The organism is Alkalitalea saponilacus (genome assembly GCF_900168165.1).
In the GTDB taxonomy this organism is placed as follows: domain Bacteria; phylum Bacteroidota; class Bacteroidia; order Bacteroidales; family Marinilabiliaceae; genus Natronoflexus; species Natronoflexus saponilacus.
The window spans coordinates 131,154-149,361 of record NZ_FUYV01000001.1 but is presented as its reverse complement, the minus strand read 5'-3'; the positions used below and the strand labels follow the sequence as shown (position 1 = coordinate 149,361).

Sequence of the window (18,208 nt, the reverse complement as noted above, 5' to 3'; positions counted from 1 at the left end):
CCCTGTTTAAATTTAGTTTCAATTAAATATTATTAGATGCGAAAATCCATAGATTATAGACAGATAGAATTGATAAAAAAGATAATTAGAAATTTCTGTCCCGATGGTTCGGGATTAGAGTTTTGTCTATCGGTCTAACAATCTATTATTATATAATTTATTATTAAAATTTGACCAATTCTAGTTACTTTACCGGAAAACGGTGAAGTATCCGCTAAAAATATTTGTTGCATACCAATTTACACATCCAAAAATAGTTATCTCTGGAATTATTTCAACTAAAACAGGGTAGGAATTTTAACAGTTAACGCAATTCAATATCAAGATTAATAACTCCCCAGCTCAAACAACATCTCTTCTCCGGCAGCTTTTAGATGTACTTCAGATTTTTGAACCCAATCACGAGCCAGTTTTTCAACAGGAGTTTTTAACTCCGTATTGAATCGTCCGGCCATTTTCAGGCAATGGGCAACAGCTTTAACAATTCTCTTATCGTGTCCCATGGCATCGAGGGTATCTATCTGATTACCGACCAGGTTGCTTAACACAGGGCCAACAAACCTGAACTGCCAGCCAATGGCCATTAACGCAGTATACCTAACATATAACTTTGGACTTAACAACCATTTCTCCAAAACACCGTCAGAATTTCCCCTTTTACCAAGAAGGTTAAATGCCATTTGTTCTGCCAATTCAATGTTGGTAATTGATTCTGACCACTCGTTTAGCTTTTCATCAGATAATTCATCTCGTTGTGCCACCATGGTGGCAAGAATCATCATTTCCCGAATATTGCGATACCACAGTCTTTCCGCCAATTCGTTGCATGGTTTGTATTGTTGTGATATTTGTCGCAAATGCACCAGCGAAACACCATACATTTTTTGATATGAAAGACCTGCGGTTGCTAACTGACCAGCTACCTCACCATTCATCAACTGTCGTATCCGGATCTGAATCATCTTCATCTGCCGGTCAATATTCTCATCAAACGCGAAAAACTTCATTCGTGTAAAGTTTACTTATTTTTTGGTTCCCTAAGCGGTAGTTAAGCCTTTTTGGGAAAGAAGCACAACTATTATTTGAGCAAAATTTGCTCAAATAATATTCTTTCAAAAACTTAATCATCTACAAATAACCATCATAAAAAAAGAAATACCAAATTAGGGTTTAAATATTATTTTTTTTAAAAATTACTCTTGCAAAATTACAAGAAAAACCTTTATATTTGCAGTGCTAAAAAATGGTGATTGTAGCTCAGTTGGTTAGAGCGTCGGATTGTGGTTCCGAAGGTCGCCGGTTCGAACCCGGTCTTTCACCCTTTCGTAAACCCGGTAATGAAAATTACCGGGTTTTTTCATTATTAAATACTCTGTCCATCTACGTTTTACTCCCCTCCATCAAAAAAAAGTGCATCTTTTTTTGAATTTCCATAACTTGTTGCGATTAAAAGAGACATCTGCCTGAATTTTGAAATAAAAGCAATTGGTTTATGGCATACTTATACCTATCGGCAAAACCATACATACAATTCACAAGAAATAGTTCCGAACTAATGCAAAACGTCCGGAATAAAATTACCATCATCGTTTTTTTTGTGCTTTTCCATAGTCAGGCTTTTGGGCAAAGCATAATTGATATGATAGACCGCGCATCCAATGCCACTTTTACGGCTATCGCATGCGATAAGGATTTGCACCCAATTGACACCGCGCGAGCCTTTTTTATCAGTGCAGATGGTTTGGCAATTACCAGTGCTGCATTGTTTCAAAATGCCGACACGCTGATTTTTACAGATCATCAAAACAGACGACTTGCGATTTCCCGGGTTTTGGCCATACATGAATGGTCAAATCTGGCCATCATCCAGGTTGCCGGAATTCGCAACCGCGACAGCGATTATCTTTTACCAGAGAGAACAAGTTTTTCAACTCCATCTGAAATTCTGGCATTTACTTATGCAGAAAATGTAAACGAAGCCTTCACATTAGGCGAAATCCAATCGGTTCTTCATTCAGGATTCCTGGGACGTTCTGCCACTGTAACCATCAACCGAGGAAACAGTTCCCGAGCAGCTCCAATCATCAACTCAAACGGCCATTTTATTGGTATTTACGGATACCTTCCAACACGAAGTCAGGGGATATTAATATCATCTCACATCATTCACGATGAGCAATGGACTTCGATAAATCTTCCATGGGACAAATTTAAGCGCCATATGCACAAAAGCCGCCTGACCACTTCTTTGATGTTTCAGGCCATAGTATTGCAAGAGATGGAGTTATGGCTGGATGCTGCAAGAACATACACCTCATCAATCAGAGTTATGCCAGACAAAGCAGAATTATACGCGCTCAGGGCTATCTGTCGATACCAATATGGCAACCATATTGGAGGAGAAGAGGATTGCAACAGATCTGTCAGTTTGAATCCTGCTTCGGCACTTCCTCACTTAGCCAATGCCATTAACAACATTAACCAGAAACAATATCGCAGTGCTCTAGATCACTTGGTTAATTGTGTTGAATCGGAAAAACCTCCTGTACAAGCATGGCTCATGCTAGGACAAATACAAGCATTGCATGGACAAGTTCGCGAAGCTTATGCCAGCTACACCCTGGCCATTGAGCAGGACTCGCTTTTTGCAACAGGATATTACGAACGTGGCAGGTTGCTGATGCAGCATGCTACCGACCAGGAACGTGCGCTTAATGACTTTATGCTTGCAGCCAGACTGAATCACCAGCTCCCGGGTGTTTATACCCTCATTGGAAACATCAGGCTGAACCAAATGGACTACCTGGAAGCCATCAACGATTTTAACCGAGCTTTGCGAACCAACCCCGAGGATGTGCATGCTCTGATGAACCGTGGAATAGCACATTATAACACAGGATTAAAAGAACAAGCCTGCGAAGATTGGGATACCGCAGGACGGTTGGGAAACACACAGGCTTTCAGGCTGATTTCAAGACACTGTTCAGAACTTAGACGAAGCCGGAATACATCAGGACGATAATGGTGAAATCCCAACATAATTTAGTAAATTTGCAGGTTTAAACTAAGAAAAACAATGGTTACACCAGAACAGATTAAAGACTTAAGTGGACGTGAGTTGGCGTTAAGGAGGTATCTTTGACATCGACCGTAAAATAATTGAAATAGACGAAGAAGAGATCAGAACCCAGGCACCTGATTTTTGGGATAACCCCAAAAATGCAGAAGAACAGATGAGGAAGCTGAAAGACCTCAAAAGCTGGGTCACGTTATATGATAAAGTAAAATCAGCCATCGAAGACCTACAGGTTCTGAATGATTTTTTCAAAGAGGGAGAGGCCGACGAAAGCGATTTGGAGAAAGCCTTTCAAACTGCCAAAAGTTATATAGAGGATCTCGAACTGAAAAACATGCTCCAAAAAGAGGAAGATAAACTTGGAGCCATATTGAAAATTAATGCCGGCGCAGGAGGCACTGAAAGTCAGGATTGGGCTGAAATGCTCATGCGAATGTACATGCGATGGGGAGAACAGAACGGTTATAAAACAACTGTAAATCACATTTTGCATGGCGATGAGGCAGGTGTAAAAACCGTTACCATTCAGTTTGAAGGCGATTACGCATACGGATATTTAAAAAGTGAGAACGGCGTTCATCGGCTGGTTAGATTATCCCCCTTTAATGCAGCCAATAAAAGAATGACATCGTTCACATCGGTATTTGTAATTCCTCTCATTGATGATTCCATAGAGGTTGAGATCAACCAGTCGGATATAACCTGGGAAACCTTTCGTTCCAGTGGTGCTGGAGGACAAAATGTAAACAAAGTGGAAACAGGAGTCCGGTTGCGACATGCTCCAACGGGCATTGTTATTGAAAATACCGAATCGCGTTCCCAGTTAGGGAATAAAGAAAATGCTCTTCGTCTTCTGAAATCGCAGCTTTACGAAATAGAGTTACGAAAACGATTGGAAGAGCAGAACAAAATTGAATCCCAAAAGAAAAAAATTGAGTGGGGTTCTCAGATTCGATCATATGTATTGCAACCATACAAACTGGTAAAAGATGTGCGCACCGGATATGAAACCAGTAATGTACAGGCCGTTCTGGATGGTGATATTGATGGATTCATAAAATCCTGGCTAATGGAGCACGGAGCATCAGATGTGTTTGAAAAACAGTAAACCATGATACAAATACTACATAATCCCAGATGTAAAAAAAGTCGTGAAGGGCTGAGCTTTTTAATAGAAAAAGGTATCGAACCTGAAGAGATCAGATATCTGGATAATCCGCTCACGAAAGATCAAATCAGGGAATTGATCAAAAAAATGAACATTAAACCCGAAGATTGGGTTAGAAAAAATGAAGAGATTTATAAACAAAACTATAAAAACCGGAATTTGACAGATGAGGAGTGGATAGAGATCCTTTTCACTCATCCCAAATTACTTGAAAGGCCAGTGATTATAAACGGAGACAAAGCAGTGATTGCACGTCCCGTTGAGAAAATTTCAGAAATACTTTAATACAGGATAATAAAAATTAATGCAGATTCACTCCTCCATAGAAACATACAATGACCTGCCACCCATTGTAACCATGGGCACCTTTGATGGGGTGCATCCCGGGCACAGAGCATTATTACACCGGGTAAGTGAGTTAGCTCGCAACGAAGGAGCTCCGTCGGTGGCTTTAACATTTTGGCCACACCCGCGTATCGTATTGTCACAGGATGCCGAAAAGTTACGCTTGCTGACTACTTTGGAAGAGAAAACCAAAATCATCAGCGAAGCAGGAATTGATCATTTAATTGTGGTTCCTTTTACTAAGGAGTTGGCCGCACTTGCGGCCAAAGATTTCGTGAAAACGATCCTCATTAATAAACTCAGGGTTAAACACCTGGTGATCGGTTTTAACCACCGGTTTGGCAAGGGAGGCACCTCTCTGAAAGAGATCATCAAATTATCAAACCTCCATGGCTTTGATGTGAGCCAATTTCGGCACATAGATATCCATGGTCAATTCCCAAGCAGCACAAAAATAAGGGATCATCTGCTAAAGGGTGAAGTTATTGAAGCCAATATATTATTAGGATATCAATATACCATCAACGGGCAGGTTACCGGTGGAATGAAATTGGGAAGATCCATTAATTATCCGACAGCCAATCTTATGCTTTCAGAAAAAGCAAAGCTGGTGCCTCTTGATGGGGTGTATGCCTGCAATGTTCAGGTAATGGGAAAATCATACGGAGGAATGGTAAATATTGGTGTTCGTCCTACGGTTAATCACCAAATGGATAACCGCTCAATTGAAGTTCACATTTTAGATTTTCAGGGAGATATCTACTCAGAGGAGATTTCTCTCAGGTTTGTTGCCAGAACCCGCGATGAAATGAAATTTGCAAACATTGACGAACTTCGTCTTCAGTTGCAGAAAGATGAAATTGAAATTAGAAAAATATTATCCGATCACAGATTAAATTTTATACCATAATCTGATACCTAAAAATTATAAAATAAAAAAGGAAACCATGAGTAATAATCAGGATTTTAAAGTAGCCGACCTCTCATTGGCCGAATTTGGGAGAAAAGAGATTGCACTTGCAGAAAAAGAGATGCCTGGATTAATGTCCCTGCGTGAAAAGTACGGAGCAGAAAAACCTTTAAAAGGTGCAAAGATCATGGGATCATTGCACATGACGGTTCAAACTGCTGTTCTAATAGAAACCCTCACCCATCTTGGAGCATCTGTACGCTGGGCAAGTTGCAACATCTATTCCACTCAGGATCATGCAGCGGCAGCCATTGCTGAATCCGGAGTGCCTGTTTTTGCCTGGAAAGGTGAAACCCTTGAAGAATACTGGTGGTGTACTGAAAGAGCGCTTGATTTTGGAAACGGAACGGGGCCCGATCTGATTGTTGATGATGGCGGCGATGCCACCATGATGATACACAAAGGTGTAGATGCCGAGAAAGATCCTTCAATTCTTAAAAAAGATTACAGCGGTGAAGGTGAAGACTTCAGAGAGTTGATGGCTATTTTAGCGAAACTCCATGGTCAGAATTCAGGCCGTTGGCAAAAAGTTGCTGCCGGTGTTAAAGGCGTAAGTGAAGAGACTACTACCGGAGTACTTCGTTTATATCAGATGCTGGAAAAAGGAGAGCTTCTTTTTCCTGCCATCAATGTGAATGATTCGGTAACGAAATCAAAATTTGATAACCTTTATGGATGCCGTGAAAGTTTGGCCGACGGAATTAAGCGTGGAACCGATGTGATGGTGGCCGGTAAAACGGTAGTGGTTTGTGGGTATGGTGATGTTGGAAAAGGGTGCGCGCAAAGTATGCGCGGGTTTGGAGCCAGGGTGTTGGTAACTGAAATCGACCCCATTTGTGCACTTCAGGCAGCCATGGAAGGGTATAAAGTAACAACGGTAGAAGAGAGTCTTGAAGAAGCTGATATTTTTGTTACGGCAACCGGAAACAGAGACGTTATTACCGTTGAGCATATGCAGAAAATGAAAGATACAGCCATTGTTTGCAACATTGGTCATTTTGATAATGAGATTCAGGTGGAGAAACTGGAAAAACTACCAGGCATTAAAGAGATCAACATCAAACCACAGGTAGATCAGTTTATTTTCCCCGATGGGCATTGCATCATTCTTCTCTCACGGGGTCGTTTGGTTAATCTTGGAAACGCCACAGGACACCCAAGTTTTGTTATGAGTAACTCCTTTACCAACCAAACACTGGCGCAACTTGAGCTCTGGAAGAGTAAGTATGAACTGGGTGTTTACACTCTCCCGAAGCACCTGGACGAAGAGGTGGCGCGTTTACACCTATCGAAACTGGGAGTTAAACTTACAAAACTCTCGAAAGAACAGGCCAGCTATATTGGCGTGCCATTAGAGGGGCCATTTAAACCTGATCATTACAGATATTAAAAAGGAATCATAAAAAATGCTGCCAAAGGCAGCATTTTTTATTTAATTGTAAACCCTCAAAAGATTCCCGCTTCGTTGGGTTCGATAAGATTTAAGTCCCGGGCCGTCACTCGCAGGGCCTGAAATGGCGGGAGCACGTGCCGGATAAGGTTCGAATGTGTTGAGTAAAAATTCCGAATCGCAACAGGGGCAGATTCCATAAAACTGAGTTTCATCCAGAATTACTGCACACCTGGTCTCGTTGCTGAAAGGGCAATAACGTTCATAGGCAATGAAATCAGTACCGGTTCGGAAAATAATTAGACCTGAAATACCTGGTCGTCCGAAATCGTCACTATATCCGCTTCTATAATGAAGCGGGATATAGAAAATTTCGTCCATAAAATCAGGCATTCCCACATCAATAGTAATGCTAAACCGAACATTTGGCACAGGATCTTTTTCGGTTTTGCAACCCAAAAAAACAAAAACTGTAACCAAAAAAAATATAAATCGTATCATTAAGTTATTTTAAATAGTTGCGACAAAAATTAAACCACAAATATGCATGTTTAAATGTCTAAAACAGATGTTTTAGCAAATTTAAGTGCGCTTTATTTGGTAAATTGTTTTGTTCGGGCTAATTTAGCTATTATTTTTCAGACATGGGCGACGCGTTAGGTGACATAGTATACATCCTTTTAATGCTCGGAGCTTTGATTTTTAGTTTATACAAAAAATCAAAATCAGCCGGGCAAGATGGGGATTTTATGCCCGAACACGAAGTTGGTGAGAGCCCGGGTGAGGCTTTTCCTACATTTAAAGATCTTTTTGGAGATGCAGATGAGGAAGAGAAAGTTCCGGCTATAGGGAAAAAAACACCGGAAACTGAATACGCCACCATGCAGGCTGAAAAGTTAAAACCGCAAAAGCTGGAATACAAAAAGCCGGTTTATCAAAGTATTCAAAAAAGGGAAAGAATCAAAAAACCGGAGCGGGTCAGCCGTATCAAGCAGAAGATTTCCCAAATGAGTTTAGCCACTAAGGAAAAAGCGATTGACGAAACCTCTTACTGGGATGATGAAGAATTTGATTTGAAAAAAGCCATCATCTATTCTGAAATCATAAAAAGACCAACCATCTAAAAAGGTCAATCGGCTAAGCTAACTAACCAACAACAATCATTTAATTTAAGAAATCATTGCTATTACATAGCAAAGAGTCCCGGATAAGAGTTCGGGATTCTTTCATTTTTTTTATAAAGACATTAAATTATTAAAAAACATAAGGAGGAAACAACCATGTCAAAAGTGAGTTACATCACGGAGGAGGGTCTTAAAAGATTACGTGAAGAGTTGGTTCAATTGGAATCAATTGAAAGACCCAAAATATCCAAGCAAATCGCTGAAGCAAGAGATAAAGGCGATTTGTCGGAAAATGCTGAATACGATGCTGCCAAAGAAGCCCAAGGGCTATTGGAGATGAAAATTGCCAAATTAAAAGAGACCATTGCAGGCAGTCGTCTCATTGATGAATCCAAACTGGATACATCGAAGGTGCAGATTATGAATAAGGTCAAGATTAAAAATCTGAAAAACGATGCTGTAATGACCTATACCATTGTTTCAGAAAGTGAAGCAGATCTTAAAGCCGGAAAGATTTCCATATCCACTCCAATTGCAAAAGGCCTATTGGGAAAAAAAGTGGGCGAGAAAGTAGATATCACTGTTCCCTCAGGCATTATGCCTTTTGAAATATTAGAGATTTCTTTGTAAATTGACAAAAAACACTCTGATAGTATGGCATCAATATTCACAAAAATAATCAATGGCGAAATTCCATCTTTCAAGATAGCAGAAGATGAGCGCTATGTGGCATTTCTGGACATTACACCGTTGGCTAAAGGCCATACCCTGGTAGTGCCTAAAAAGGAGGTAGATTATATTTTCGACCTTGAAGATGATCTATTACAAGGGATGATTGTATTTTCTAAAAAGGTAGCCAAAGCCATTGAAAAATCGATAGAGTGCAAACGAATTGGCATTGCGGTAATAGGGTTGGAAGTTCCCCATGCGCATGTTCATTTGGTTCCGCTACAAACTGTTGCAGATTTAAGCTTTTCAAAGCCTAAGCTAAAATTAAGCAATGAAGAGATGGAGCAAATTGCAGCGGCCATAAAAGAAAATATCAACTAAGTGTGAAGCCTCGCGGTTTAACAAAAAAGCAGGTATAACTTTGTTATACCTGCTTTTTTATTATCGTTTAACCCTTCCGGGATTTTTATTGATGAATTCTTTCCAACTTTTAGCCCCTGAAGAAGGTATTGGTGATCGCATCTGAAAAAAATGACAAACAGCTGCGGCTAATCCATCTGTAGCATCCAGATACTTCTGATCCTGATCATCATGAAGTTTCAGGTATTGCTTTAGGAACAGGGCCACCTGCTCTTTTGATGCATTACCTCTCCCGGTGATGGCTTGTTTTATTCTAAGCGGAGCATATTCAAAAATAGGTATTGAACGGGAAAGCGCTGCAGCCATAGCGACTCCCTGTGCCCGCCCCAGCTTTAGCATCGATTGCACATTTTTACCAAAAAAAGGAGCCTCAATGGCCAATTCATCTGGGTGATAAGTGTCTATGAGCTGAACAACGCGCTCAAAGATCCGTTTAAGCCTGAGATAGTGGTCTTCCAGTTTATTCAGTTCCAACACCCCCATAGCAACCATAGAAGGCTGATTGCCTTTTATCAACAATACCCCGTACCCCATAACTGTGGTTCCGGGGTCAATGCCAAGAATGATTTTCTCCCCTGCTTTTTTGGTCATCCCATGGTTCTCTTCATAACGGAACTAAAATGCGTAATTTTGTCGCCAAATTGAGCCACCAGCGATTGAAGTTCAGGTGCCAACAGGTCATCAAGTTGGCCAATCTCTTCACTGTTGTTACATCGCCATTGTACTGAGTAAATCAGATGTTCGCCGCCTGTTTGTGAAACCACCTCGAAAACCTCAACAACGAGTTGAGGCAACGAAGCCTCAACATTTGGTAATAATCGGGTTTTAATCCACTCCTCCCAAACATCAGCAAATGTGACGGGTACATAAAAGGATGTATTGAAAATCAGTACAGACATCCCTTAAGCAATTACATCAAATCCACAATATGGCACCAAAACATCAGGAATTTTAATACCTCCCTCAAATTGGTTGTTTTCCAGTATGGCGGCTAAAATTCTTGGCAAAGCCAGGGCACTGCCGTTAAGTGTATGCGCCAATTGGGTCTTTTTTTCACCCTCCTCACGAAAACGGAGTTTCAAACGATTACTCTGGAAAGTTTCAAAGTTGCTGACTGAACTCACTTCAAGCCATCGCTCCTGAGCACCTGAATATACTTCAAAGTCGAAGGTTAGTGCCGATGCAAAACTCATATCGCCACCACACAGGCGCATGATGCGCCATGGTAAGCCGAGTTTTTCAACCAGACTCTGCACGTGGTTCACCATTTCATCTAAAACAACGTATGATTTTTCGGGATGAGCCACCTGCACAATCTCCACCTTATCGAACTGATGTAAGCGGTTCAAACCGCGAACATCCTTACCGTATGAACCGGCTTCGCGACGAAAACAGGCTGAATAGGCACAGTTACGTACCGGCAATTGATTGCCATCTAAAATTACATCCCTGTAAATATTGGTCACGGGAACTTCTGCCGTAGGAATGAGATATAAATTATCGGCTGTAACATGGTACATCTGTCCCTCCTTATCGGGAAGCTGACCGGTACCGAAGCCTGAATCTTCATTCACCATCAGTGGAGGCATCACCTCTTCGTAACCTGCTGCAATGGCTTCATCCAGGAAAAAAGCTATGAGTGCACGTTGTAAACGTGCTCCATGACCTTTGTAAACAGGAAAACCGGCTCCGGTAAGCTTTACACCCAGTTCAAAATCAATCAGATTGAACTTTTTTGCCAGCTCCCAATGTGGCAGAGCTTCTGTCAATTGAGGTATGAGACCACCTTCGCGCACTTTGATGTTATCATCGGCGCTTTTTCCCGCCGGAACAGATGGATGGGGAAGGTTGGGCAACTGCACAACCAGGTTTTGCAACTCTGTTTCGATGGAATCTTGCTGAGTTGTCAGGTTTTTAATCTGCTCTTTTAATCCGGCAGTTGTCTCTTTGGCCTGATTGGCCTCTTCCGCCTTTCCCTCTTTAAAAAGTTGTCCGATGGATTTTGACAACCGGTTCATTTCGGCCTGAAGGTTGTCGGCCTCAGTCTGGGTTGACTTGCGTTTGTTGTCAAGTTCGATGATTTGATCAACAATATTGACGGCGTCAAAGTTTTTAATCTTTAAGCGCTCTATGACTTCCTGTTTGTTGTCCTGAATTTGTTTCAGCGTAAGCATAAAGTTATATCTGTATAAGATGCGACAAAATAAAAATCTCCTGTATCTGTTACGAAAGTAACAAAAACAGGAGACATTTTAAGTTTTTTCTGTTGTTACTTATTCGGCAGCAACAGGCTCAACGGATACAAAAGAACGATTGTCTTTTCTTTTACGGAAAACTACGTTCCCCTCAACAAGGGCAAACAAAGTATCGTCCTTACCAATTCCTACGTTATCGCCGGGGTGGTGCTTGGTACCACGCTGACGTACGATGATGCTCCCGGCTTTGGCGAATTGTCCGCCAAAGATTTTTACACCCAGTCGCTTGCTTTCTGATTCGCGACCGTTCTTGGAACTACCTACTCCTTTCTTATGTGCCATATCACATTAATTTTTTAATTAACCAATCTGGATGTCTTCAATCTGAATTTGACTCAGGTACTGACGGTGACCGTTTTTCTTCTTGTACCCTTTACGTCTCTTTTTCTTAAATACGATAACTTTATCGCCTTTAAGGTGAGAAAGAACTTTAGCAGTTACTTTTGCTCCTTCAACAACAGGGGCGCCAATTTTTACGCCGCTTTCGTCTTCAACTAAAAGAACTTCATCAAACTCAACCGAAGCACCTTCATCAGCACTCAAACGGTGTACAAATACCTTTCGGTCTTTTTCTACTTTAAATTGCTGACCTGCAATAGTTACAATTGCGTACATCATTCATTATTTTTCTGTTACTTTCCGGAGGTGGACAAATTCACTCACTGATTGCCTCTTCTAACCCCGCGAAATTGATTCGGACTGCAAAATTAGACAAATTTATTGTGTTAACAAACAAATTATCAGAGATATTTTATAAAAATCAAATGCTTTTATATGATTCCTTTTGTTGGAGGATAAAATTAAAGAATTCCTCGCATCCGGAATAATGTTTCAATATTGGGGAATCGGCAAGAAATTGTGGAGGATCCTCCACAATTTTAACTTAGTCTAAAAAAAGGTCTTTCCATAGGATTAATCACATTTACTACCACATATAAAGAGCTGTAGCATCTATGTGGAAATTTCTATTCTACTTTTTGGCACGCTGTTTTCTTACCTAATCAGTAATTCTTTAATGTTTAACTTAAAACATTTACGTCATGAAAAACGCAGGAATTATATTACTCGCCATTATTACTATGTTAGTATCCCCTTCTTTTGTTCAGGCACAGGAAGTAAATACCGGAATTAAAGGAGGTTTTACTCTAAGCAATCTTTACATCGACCGCGATGAACTCAACGATGAAAATTCACGGGTTGGTCTTCACCTTGGTTTCTTTAGTCAGATTCTGCTTGGTGAAACGATTGGACTCCAACCTGAGTTTTTGTTTACCACAAAAGGGACAGAAGGCAGGTACGATGGGTTCGTCAATCAAACAGTAAACTTCAACATCAACTACATTGACATTCCCATTCTGGCGGTACTGAAACCAATTGAAATTTTGGAAATTCATGCCGGACCGTATATTGGATTTATGCTGAACAGTAATATAAAATATTCGGGAGCCATTGAAGGCGAAGAGAGTCTAGATAGAGACCATTTTAAAACGATGGATTATGGATTGGCGGCAGGATTCGCGCTGAATTTTGGAAATATTGAGGCAGGAGCACGCTACAATATTGGCCTGCAGGAGTTGGCAGACAGCAATGTTAGTCGATCTCTATTAGGGGATAGCAAGCATTCTTATGGTCAGCTTTTTATTGCCATTAAATTATAGCGTGACCGATTAGTCATTTCTATGTAGTCAGAGGTTAGATAAAACCAGGAGGAGTCCTGGTTTTGCTCAAGTGGTAATTGTTTAATTCGATAAAACACTTGGGGACTGAACATATACCAGATAAACGAGGATATTAAAGGCTGTTTTTTAGTAGCAATAATAATTTTGCCTTATGAGTCATTTGGTCGTAAATTGTAATGAGGTCATTGCTATTAAACCTAAAAAACAAAATTATGCTAATCCGAATCCTCAGTCTGATCGTTCTAATTATGTCGATCGCCACAGTCGCGAGCAGTCAAAAACAGCCAACCCCATACCCGGACGCTGTTTTGATGTATCCCGAACAGGAAAACACTTTACTCTCAAAAGACTCTTACGAAACAGTTAAATCTTTTTACTCAAAAGAGGCTGGATCTCCACGAACCGAAGACGGTGATGCTTCGTCTGGTAATTTTGCATTCTTTATGTATAAAAGAAGCCTCCCTGACGATTTAGGTGTCTCAATTTCTTCCGGCAGAGGCAGATCAACTGTTACAGGTGACATATTTAACAGGCTAAAAGGTTTTGAAGTGCAAGGAATAATCACGAATGATCAGTTGATGGAAATTAAAGAGGAATACAGCTTTTTGAAAAACTGTTACTATGCATACAAACCGGATGATAAGGGTGTTTTAACACCTGAAGATCGAATCATATTCAGGAAATACGAGAAAAAAACAGGTTTGGGATGGACTGAACCGGTTAATCAGGACGAAATAATGAGACAGATTGAGGCATTAATGTCATCCGGACGTGTTGCTGAAGGTTTGGAATTGGCTCAAAAGATGAAGGATGACATGTCAAGAGGGATGGAGATCAGATCAAATGAGGAGGCTGTTAAAATGTGGATTAAGTGTTTGGACGAAATATCAGAGAAAGCCTATAAAACAATGATTATAATTTCTATGTAGCATGAATATCCCGGAGAGGTTTATCACTCTAGAGTTTATAATCATCATATATTTTAAATATTATGTTACTTTTATGAATTGTAAACAATTAAATATCTTAACCATGAAAAAAATGATTTCTTTACTGGTGGTTGTAGTTTTTGCTATTACTAACATGAGCGCCCAAAATGATGCAGAAAAGCTAACTGCGCTTCTCGATGGGGTGCTTGATTTAAGCGAAGCATCTATTACTGAAAACACAACAGTCCCTGTCATCAGTCAACTGGCAGCACAGCAGGCTGAAACAACCATTGAATTAACGAAGGAGAATATTTCGGAGGCCTTTACAAAAGGAATGGATTATGCCAATGCTCTCATTATTGTTGGACAGCATACCATTGTTAAAATTACCAACTGGAGCGACTGTGTTGCTTCCGGCTCCTGGGATGCTTGTATGCCAAAAGGTGAAGGTCTTATCCGGAGAGGAAGTTATACCGAGAGTAACGACTATATTAACAATATTATAGGTGTGCCGGATGCTCAAACCAGAACACTGTATCTGTTTAAATAAGCATCAAAAAAGAATTTGGTTTAAATGAATCTCTGCCCTTTAATAAGTGCAGAGATTCCTTTTTTCCTGCCAATGGAGCGTATAAATAGGTCGAAAATGCACATCTATTAATCACCCCGTTTCGAAGAAATATTGTTACTACTTAGATAGACTTCCAGACTTAAAAGAAGTAGGCAATGTCAACTTAGTTAAATAATATTTCCCATAAAGAGTAGAGATTGAATCGACTCTTTCATGCAAAAACTGTTCATACGGGGAATCATCCAGGCCATATACGAAAGCTCTGCGTGAGTAAATTGAAGGTCGATTTAAACAATCGGTATAAACCTCACGGCCTTCTATTAAAGCATTAACTATAATATCATCTAAGGCTAAATCACTCTCATCCATTTGCATTCCGTTTATGATGTTTTCAACATGTTCGCCTGTGGAATATGCCACTCTGCCAATAATTAACCAATGGTCAACAACTAAATACAGAGGCGGATTATCATTATCTATGTTTGATATAATATGATTGCTCACCATGAATTCACTTTCCTTAAAATATTTATTCAAAGGAACTATCCCAACGGTAAGGTTCCAGATTAACACCCCAAAACCAATTTTTAAAATATCAAACCTATTATTTACAGCAATTGGGCCAAATATCATTGCTAGCAGAAACGGCAGCATTACCATAAACTCAGCATTACCATGAGAAATGAAAGCAAAAGTCAGATGAAGTGTAAAAACAAATAAATGAGTCAAAACCACTGTGCCAAACAAATCTCGGAACTTAAACCGAAAGCTCTTTAAAGCATAAAAAAAGCCAATAATTAAAACAGTTAGCCCTACTACCATTCCAAACAAATACATTGAACTCAACGTCAATAAATTTGGAATATATCCGTGCACCTGAACAAAAGTCCTTATAAAACTTATGGGTGTCAGAATAAAATTAATCCACCCCATTTCTGTGTTAACCCGTGAATAGTTATAATAATCATGTAAAATAAACTCAAAGAAAGAATTAATTGTTAGACTTATATCATACTCCCAAACCATTACCAGAGCATAAACCATGGGAACCATCAAAGCCGGAATAAAATAATATAACAAAATCCGGTTTAATCGCTTGTAGTAGAACAAGCCACCAAACAAACCAAGCCACCAAAAGAAGTGAATTTGGTGAATTAATGCGGCAAAAGCCGCCAGAAAACCGGCAACCCAAACCATTTTGACCTGTCCTGTTTTCAGGTAGGTATTCAGAGCCAGACTGGCAGCCATGGAAGCAACAATTGGCATCAGGTATGTCTCATTTTCTGTTGCAAAACGCATAACACCCCAGGAAGCACCTACAAAAATCAACCAGGCAATTCGATTAATCAAATTGACATTTGATTGTTTTAGGAAAATATCCAAAATATAGAGAGACAGGAAAGCACATACAGCATTCATTATTATTAATGCAGAAAGCACATCACCGATGCCAAGCAAGGATGCTAACTTTACCCAATACCAACCAATCAGGTTATAAAGCAGATGATGATGCAGAAATAAATCACGTCCTTCTTTTATTTGGGTCGCATAGCTATATGCATCCAATGTGCTGCTGTAAACGGGGAATATTAAATATAAAACGAAAAAAAGGAAGCAGACAATGGTGGAAAAATATCCATAATGGGATCGGCTTAAGTAATTTGATGACATATTTATATATTTACATTTTGAGAATCTGCCCGAAATGAGCATCTCAAATATACAAAAAGTCCGGATTATCATTCTGCACAAAGATGGATTAAAATCCATTCTTAGAAAACAGATGCGAGCATACGGCTCTTAAAAACACTATATAATGCAATTTTCTTATGTTCCGTAGGAACGTTTAATTTTATAAAGCCGGATTTTAATCCGGTTAAAATGCAAACTTAAAGAGTTTTTGATTTCTGTAGGAACGACTCAATTTAATGCATATAAGTTCATTTAAGCCCTTCACTCTCCGTAGTTTTCTCTGTTCAGCAAAGTTTGTTGCTTCCTCACTGTTGTCTCCATAGTTTCAAGGCTATAATAACTAAAACATAACATATTTTGCAGCTCGACCGCTCGGCTGTATTGGTAAACATCCAGCATGTTTTAATATATACCACATCGAACTGCGTTTCTCATCAAAGGGAAAACTTTGATCGTAAAAAAACTGGCTTAAACGTGGTAAATAGCTTGATGATAAATAAATTCTTTACTATTTTTGATGTAAGGTTAATTATCAGATTCAGAACATGATAATTGCCGACATACAAGCAATGAATCAAACATTAAATACTTTTCTGATGAAACAACTTACTTTAAATATAAAAGATAATAAATTCGATACCTTTTTAAAATTCATTAAAACACTGGATTACGTGGAAGTGCCGGAAGTTGATAAAAAAGCACTGAGCGAACTTCAAGGCAGCCTGAACCAGGTAAAATTGATGCAGGAAGGTAAAATTGAAAAACAATCGGCTGAAGATTTCTTAAATGAGTTATAGCGTATACCCAACCCCCGATTTTAAAAAGTTTTTCAAGAAGCTTGCTAAAAAACATACTTCTTTAAAAGCCGATTTACAGGGACTTACCAAAATCCTGAAGAAACAACCGGATTCCGGTTTAAACCTTGGTCACGGCATTCATAAAATACGTATGGCAATTACCTCAAAAGGTAAAGGCAAATCCGGTGGAGCAAGGGTTATCAACTATCTTGTAACCGAAGACAACGAGGTTTATCTGGTTTACATTTACGACAAGAGTCAACTCGAAAATATCACAAAAGAACAAATTATGGAACTACTTAAAAAAGCGGGGCTTATAAAGTAAAAAAGCCCAAACTTGTCGGGCTTTTATTCTTATTTCTTCTTTAAGTTAATTACTACCCCATCTGTACAACAAGATTTGTACTTCTTAGTATTTGTTTCATATCCCTCTTTCTTAAATGAAAGAGATGGCAGCCAGGCCATTTTGCATTCCGACGTTTCGGAAATGGCATAGTAAATATAGTGAAGTTTTTGGAGTTCAGTAGGAACGTCTAATTTTATAAAGCCGGATTTTAATCCGGTTAAAATGCAAACTTAAAGAGTTTTTGATTTCTGTAGGAACGACTCAATTTAATGCATATAAGTTCATTTAAGCCCTTCACTCTCCGTAGTTTTCTCTGTTCAGCAAAGTTTGTTGCTTCCTCACTGTTTTCTCCATAGTTTCAAGCCTATAATAACTAAAACATAACATATTTTGCAGCTCGACCGCTCGGCTGTATTGGTAAAACAAGCGGCAGAAACGAGCAGCAAACTACCGGATGAAATTCGACGAAGTTGAAAACCTCGCCTTTAGATTTGTATCGTATGGGAGCTTTTGTCTTTAACTACCAATTTGGTAATTTGCCTTAGGATGCTGATGTTTACTTAAACCCATTTTTTTTGTATTTTTGTAAATACAATTTATAGTATTAAGAATACATTTATGATGTTCGGGGATACTAAAAGGAGAAAAAGTACAGGACGACTCTACTTTAAAAGAAGTCGGAATTTCTGCTCCTGTGAATGGGATGAACGAAAAAAGCGGGATAAGACCTCCTGTTGAAGCAGCTGTTATCATCAATGGCTTGGATTCAACATGGAT

At 39.5% G+C, this 18,208-nt stretch carries 21 protein-coding genes and 1 tRNA gene; 14 read left to right on the top strand and 8 right to left on the bottom strand.

The annotated features are described in order from the left end of the window. Nucleotides 1–326 precede the first annotated feature (326 nt). A complete protein-coding gene (locus tag B5X70_RS00670) occupies nucleotides 327–1,007 on the bottom strand; it encodes a DNA alkylation repair protein (RefSeq protein ID WP_079555930.1) in 681 nt (226 codons plus the stop codon). 238 nt (nucleotides 1,008–1,245) lie between these two features. Here B5X70_RS00670 and B5X70_RS00665 point away from each other — a divergent pair. The 6 genes from B5X70_RS00665 to ahcY all read left to right on the top strand — a co-directional run bounded on the left by B5X70_RS00665 (nucleotide 1,246) and on the right by ahcY (nucleotide 6,949). Further along, nucleotides 1,246–1,321, top strand: a tRNA-His gene (locus B5X70_RS00665). Between the two features lie 171 nt (nucleotides 1,322–1,492). Further along, on the top strand, nucleotides 1,493–3,022 hold the full coding sequence (locus B5X70_RS00660; RefSeq protein WP_079555929.1) for a tetratricopeptide repeat protein: 1,530 nt from the start codon (nucleotides 1,493–1,495) through the stop codon (nucleotides 3,020–3,022). A 54-nt stretch (nucleotides 3,023–3,076) separates the two neighbouring features. Then, nucleotides 3,077–4,184, top strand: a protein-coding gene (prfB, locus tag B5X70_RS00655; protein ID WP_143255002.1) for a peptide chain release factor 2 whose coding sequence is annotated in 2 segments (ribosomal slippage) — nucleotides 3,077–3,139 and nucleotides 3,141–4,184 — 1,107 coding nt in all. Because the reading frame shifts where the segments join, the coding sequence is not laid out codon by codon here. A 3-nt stretch (nucleotides 4,185–4,187) separates the two neighbouring features. Further along, complete coding sequence (gene arsC / locus B5X70_RS00650; protein WP_079555927.1) at nucleotides 4,188–4,529, top strand: arsenate reductase (glutaredoxin); 342 nt, start codon at nucleotides 4,188–4,190, stop codon at nucleotides 4,527–4,529. A gap of 19 nt (nucleotides 4,530–4,548) precedes the next feature. Further along, nucleotides 4,549–5,499, top strand: coding sequence for a bifunctional riboflavin kinase/FAD synthetase (locus tag B5X70_RS00645; RefSeq protein ID WP_079555926.1), 951 nt, complete (start codon nucleotides 4,549–4,551; stop codon nucleotides 5,497–5,499). A 37-nt stretch (nucleotides 5,500–5,536) separates the two neighbouring features. Continuing rightward, nucleotides 5,537–6,949, top strand: coding sequence for an adenosylhomocysteinase (gene ahcY, locus B5X70_RS00640; protein ID WP_079555925.1), 1,413 nt, complete (start codon nucleotides 5,537–5,539; stop codon nucleotides 6,947–6,949). A 42-nt stretch (nucleotides 6,950–6,991) separates the two neighbouring features. Here ahcY and B5X70_RS00635 read toward each other — a convergent pair whose 3' ends face one another. Beyond that, complete coding sequence (locus B5X70_RS00635; RefSeq protein WP_079555924.1) at nucleotides 6,992–7,450, bottom strand: Rieske (2Fe-2S) protein; 459 nt, start codon at nucleotides 7,448–7,450, stop codon at nucleotides 6,992–6,994. Between the two features lie 143 nt (nucleotides 7,451–7,593). Here B5X70_RS00635 and B5X70_RS00630 point away from each other — a divergent pair, with 143 nt between their 5' ends. The 3 genes from B5X70_RS00630 (at nucleotide 7,594) to B5X70_RS00620 (ending at nucleotide 9,123) form a co-directional block, all read left to right on the top strand. Beyond that, nucleotides 7,594–8,073, top strand: a complete 480-nt coding sequence (locus B5X70_RS00630) for a hypothetical protein (RefSeq protein ID WP_079555923.1) — start codon at nucleotides 7,594–7,596, stop codon at nucleotides 8,071–8,073. Nucleotides 8,074–8,229: 156 nt separating this feature from the next. Continuing rightward, a complete protein-coding gene (gene greA, locus B5X70_RS00625) occupies nucleotides 8,230–8,703 on the top strand; it encodes a transcription elongation factor GreA (RefSeq protein WP_079555922.1) in 474 nt (157 codons plus the stop codon). Nucleotides 8,704–8,727: 24 nt separating this feature from the next. Further along, complete coding sequence (locus tag B5X70_RS00620) at nucleotides 8,728–9,123, top strand: HIT family protein (protein WP_079555921.1); 396 nt, start codon at nucleotides 8,728–8,730, stop codon at nucleotides 9,121–9,123. A 60-nt stretch (nucleotides 9,124–9,183) separates the two neighbouring features. Here the strand turns inward: B5X70_RS00620 and ruvC are convergent, their stop codons facing one another. From ruvC to rplU, 5 genes are all read right to left on the bottom strand, one after another. After that, entirely contained in the window at nucleotides 9,184–9,753 is a 570-nt protein-coding gene (gene ruvC / locus B5X70_RS00615) for a crossover junction endodeoxyribonuclease RuvC (RefSeq protein WP_079555920.1), read from the bottom strand. After that, the gene (locus B5X70_RS00610; RefSeq protein ID WP_079555919.1) at nucleotides 9,750–10,061 is read right to left on the bottom strand and encodes a DUF4286 family protein; all 312 of its coding nucleotides are present in this window, start codon (nucleotides 10,059–10,061) and stop codon (nucleotides 9,750–9,752) included. The genes ruvC and B5X70_RS00610 overlap by 4 nt, the downstream gene beginning before the upstream one ends. A 3-nt stretch (nucleotides 10,062–10,064) precedes the next feature. Then, nucleotides 10,065–11,336 carry a serine--tRNA ligase gene (serS, locus tag B5X70_RS00605; protein ID WP_079555918.1) on the bottom strand — a complete coding sequence of 424 codons (1,272 nt, stop codon included), beginning with the start codon at nucleotides 11,334–11,336 and terminating at the stop codon, nucleotides 10,065–10,067. Between the two features lie 99 nt (nucleotides 11,337–11,435). Continuing rightward, nucleotides 11,436–11,699 (bottom strand): 50S ribosomal protein L27, encoded by a 264-nt coding sequence (gene rpmA / locus B5X70_RS00600; protein WP_079555917.1) that lies wholly within the window; start codon nucleotides 11,697–11,699, stop codon nucleotides 11,436–11,438. 18 nt (nucleotides 11,700–11,717) lie between these two features. After that, nucleotides 11,718–12,035, bottom strand: coding sequence for a 50S ribosomal protein L21 (gene rplU / locus B5X70_RS00595; protein ID WP_232468419.1), 318 nt, complete (start codon nucleotides 12,033–12,035; stop codon nucleotides 11,718–11,720). A 422-nt stretch (nucleotides 12,036–12,457) separates the two neighbouring features. Here rplU and B5X70_RS00590 point away from each other — a divergent pair, with 422 nt between their 5' ends. From B5X70_RS00590 to B5X70_RS00580, 3 genes are all read left to right on the top strand, one after another. Further along, nucleotides 12,458–13,075 carry a porin family protein gene (locus B5X70_RS00590; protein ID WP_079555915.1) on the top strand — a complete coding sequence of 206 codons (618 nt, stop codon included), beginning with the start codon at nucleotides 12,458–12,460 and terminating at the stop codon, nucleotides 13,073–13,075. A gap of 269 nt (nucleotides 13,076–13,344) precedes the next feature. Beyond that, nucleotides 13,345–14,025 (top strand): hypothetical protein, encoded by a 681-nt coding sequence (locus tag B5X70_RS00585; RefSeq protein WP_157666480.1) that lies wholly within the window; start codon nucleotides 13,345–13,347, stop codon nucleotides 14,023–14,025. Between the two features lie 103 nt (nucleotides 14,026–14,128). Then, the gene (locus tag B5X70_RS00580) at nucleotides 14,129–14,575 is read left to right on the top strand and encodes a hypothetical protein (RefSeq protein ID WP_143255000.1); all 447 of its coding nucleotides are present in this window, start codon (nucleotides 14,129–14,131) and stop codon (nucleotides 14,573–14,575) included. Between the two features lie 138 nt (nucleotides 14,576–14,713). Here B5X70_RS00580 and B5X70_RS00575 read toward each other — a convergent pair whose 3' ends face one another. Then, the gene (locus B5X70_RS00575; protein ID WP_079555912.1) at nucleotides 14,714–16,267 is read right to left on the bottom strand and encodes a hypothetical protein; all 1,554 of its coding nucleotides are present in this window, start codon (nucleotides 16,265–16,267) and stop codon (nucleotides 14,714–14,716) included. A gap of 617 nt (nucleotides 16,268–16,884) precedes the next feature. Here B5X70_RS00575 and B5X70_RS00570 point away from each other — a divergent pair. Both B5X70_RS00570 and B5X70_RS00565 read left to right on the top strand, forming a co-directional pair. Continuing rightward, nucleotides 16,885–17,085, top strand: coding sequence for a hypothetical protein (locus B5X70_RS00570; RefSeq protein WP_079556206.1), 201 nt, complete (start codon nucleotides 16,885–16,887; stop codon nucleotides 17,083–17,085). Then, nucleotides 17,075–17,410, top strand: coding sequence for a type II toxin-antitoxin system RelE/ParE family toxin (locus B5X70_RS00565; protein ID WP_079555911.1), 336 nt, complete (start codon nucleotides 17,075–17,077; stop codon nucleotides 17,408–17,410). Before B5X70_RS00570 ends, B5X70_RS00565 begins: the two co-directional genes overlap by 11 nt. Nucleotides 17,411–18,208: the final 798 nt, after the last annotated feature.

Excerpts from the sequence above, each read along its gene's own strand:
- B5X70_RS00670 (WP_079555930.1), bottom strand. The coding sequence starts at position 1,007 with ATGAAGTTTTTCGCGTTTGATGAGAATATTGACCGGCAGATGAAGATG.
- B5X70_RS00660 (WP_079555929.1), top strand. The coding sequence starts at position 1,493 with ATGGCATACTTATACCTATCGGCAAAACCATACATACAATTCACAAGA.
- arsC (WP_079555927.1), top strand. The coding sequence starts at position 4,188 with ATGATACAAATACTACATAATCCCAGATGTAAAAAAAGTCGTGAAGGG.
- B5X70_RS00645 (WP_079555926.1), top strand. The coding sequence starts at position 4,549 with ATGCAGATTCACTCCTCCATAGAAACATACAATGACCTGCCACCCATT.
- ahcY (WP_079555925.1), top strand. The coding sequence starts at position 5,537 with ATGAGTAATAATCAGGATTTTAAAGTAGCCGACCTCTCATTGGCCGAA.
- B5X70_RS00635 (WP_079555924.1), bottom strand. The coding sequence starts at position 7,450 with ATGATACGATTTATATTTTTTTTGGTTACAGTTTTTGTTTTTTTGGGT.
- B5X70_RS00630 (WP_079555923.1), top strand. The coding sequence starts at position 7,594 with ATGGGCGACGCGTTAGGTGACATAGTATACATCCTTTTAATGCTCGGA.
- greA (WP_079555922.1), top strand. The coding sequence starts at position 8,230 with ATGTCAAAAGTGAGTTACATCACGGAGGAGGGTCTTAAAAGATTACGT.
- B5X70_RS00620 (WP_079555921.1), top strand. The coding sequence starts at position 8,728 with ATGGCATCAATATTCACAAAAATAATCAATGGCGAAATTCCATCTTTC.
- ruvC (WP_079555920.1), bottom strand. The coding sequence starts at position 9,753 with ATGACCAAAAAAGCAGGGGAGAAAATCATTCTTGGCATTGACCCCGGA.
- B5X70_RS00610 (WP_079555919.1), bottom strand. The coding sequence starts at position 10,061 with ATGTCTGTACTGATTTTCAATACATCCTTTTATGTACCCGTCACATTT.
- serS (WP_079555918.1), bottom strand. The coding sequence starts at position 11,336 with ATGCTTACGCTGAAACAAATTCAGGACAACAAACAGGAAGTCATAGAG.
- rpmA (WP_079555917.1), bottom strand. The coding sequence starts at position 11,699 with ATGGCACATAAGAAAGGAGTAGGTAGTTCCAAGAACGGTCGCGAATCA.
- rplU (WP_232468419.1), bottom strand. The coding sequence starts at position 12,035 with ATGATGTACGCAATTGTAACTATTGCAGGTCAGCAATTTAAAGTAGAA.
- B5X70_RS00590 (WP_079555915.1), top strand. The coding sequence starts at position 12,458 with ATGAAAAACGCAGGAATTATATTACTCGCCATTATTACTATGTTAGTA.
- B5X70_RS00585 (WP_157666480.1), top strand. The coding sequence starts at position 13,345 with ATGTCGATCGCCACAGTCGCGAGCAGTCAAAAACAGCCAACCCCATAC.
- B5X70_RS00580 (WP_143255000.1), top strand. The coding sequence starts at position 14,129 with ATGAAAAAAATGATTTCTTTACTGGTGGTTGTAGTTTTTGCTATTACT.
- B5X70_RS00575 (WP_079555912.1), bottom strand. The coding sequence starts at position 16,267 with ATGTCATCAAATTACTTAAGCCGATCCCATTATGGATATTTTTCCACC.
- B5X70_RS00570 (WP_079556206.1), top strand. The coding sequence starts at position 16,885 with ATGAAACAACTTACTTTAAATATAAAAGATAATAAATTCGATACCTTT.
- B5X70_RS00565 (WP_079555911.1), top strand. The coding sequence starts at position 17,075 with ATGAGTTATAGCGTATACCCAACCCCCGATTTTAAAAAGTTTTTCAAG.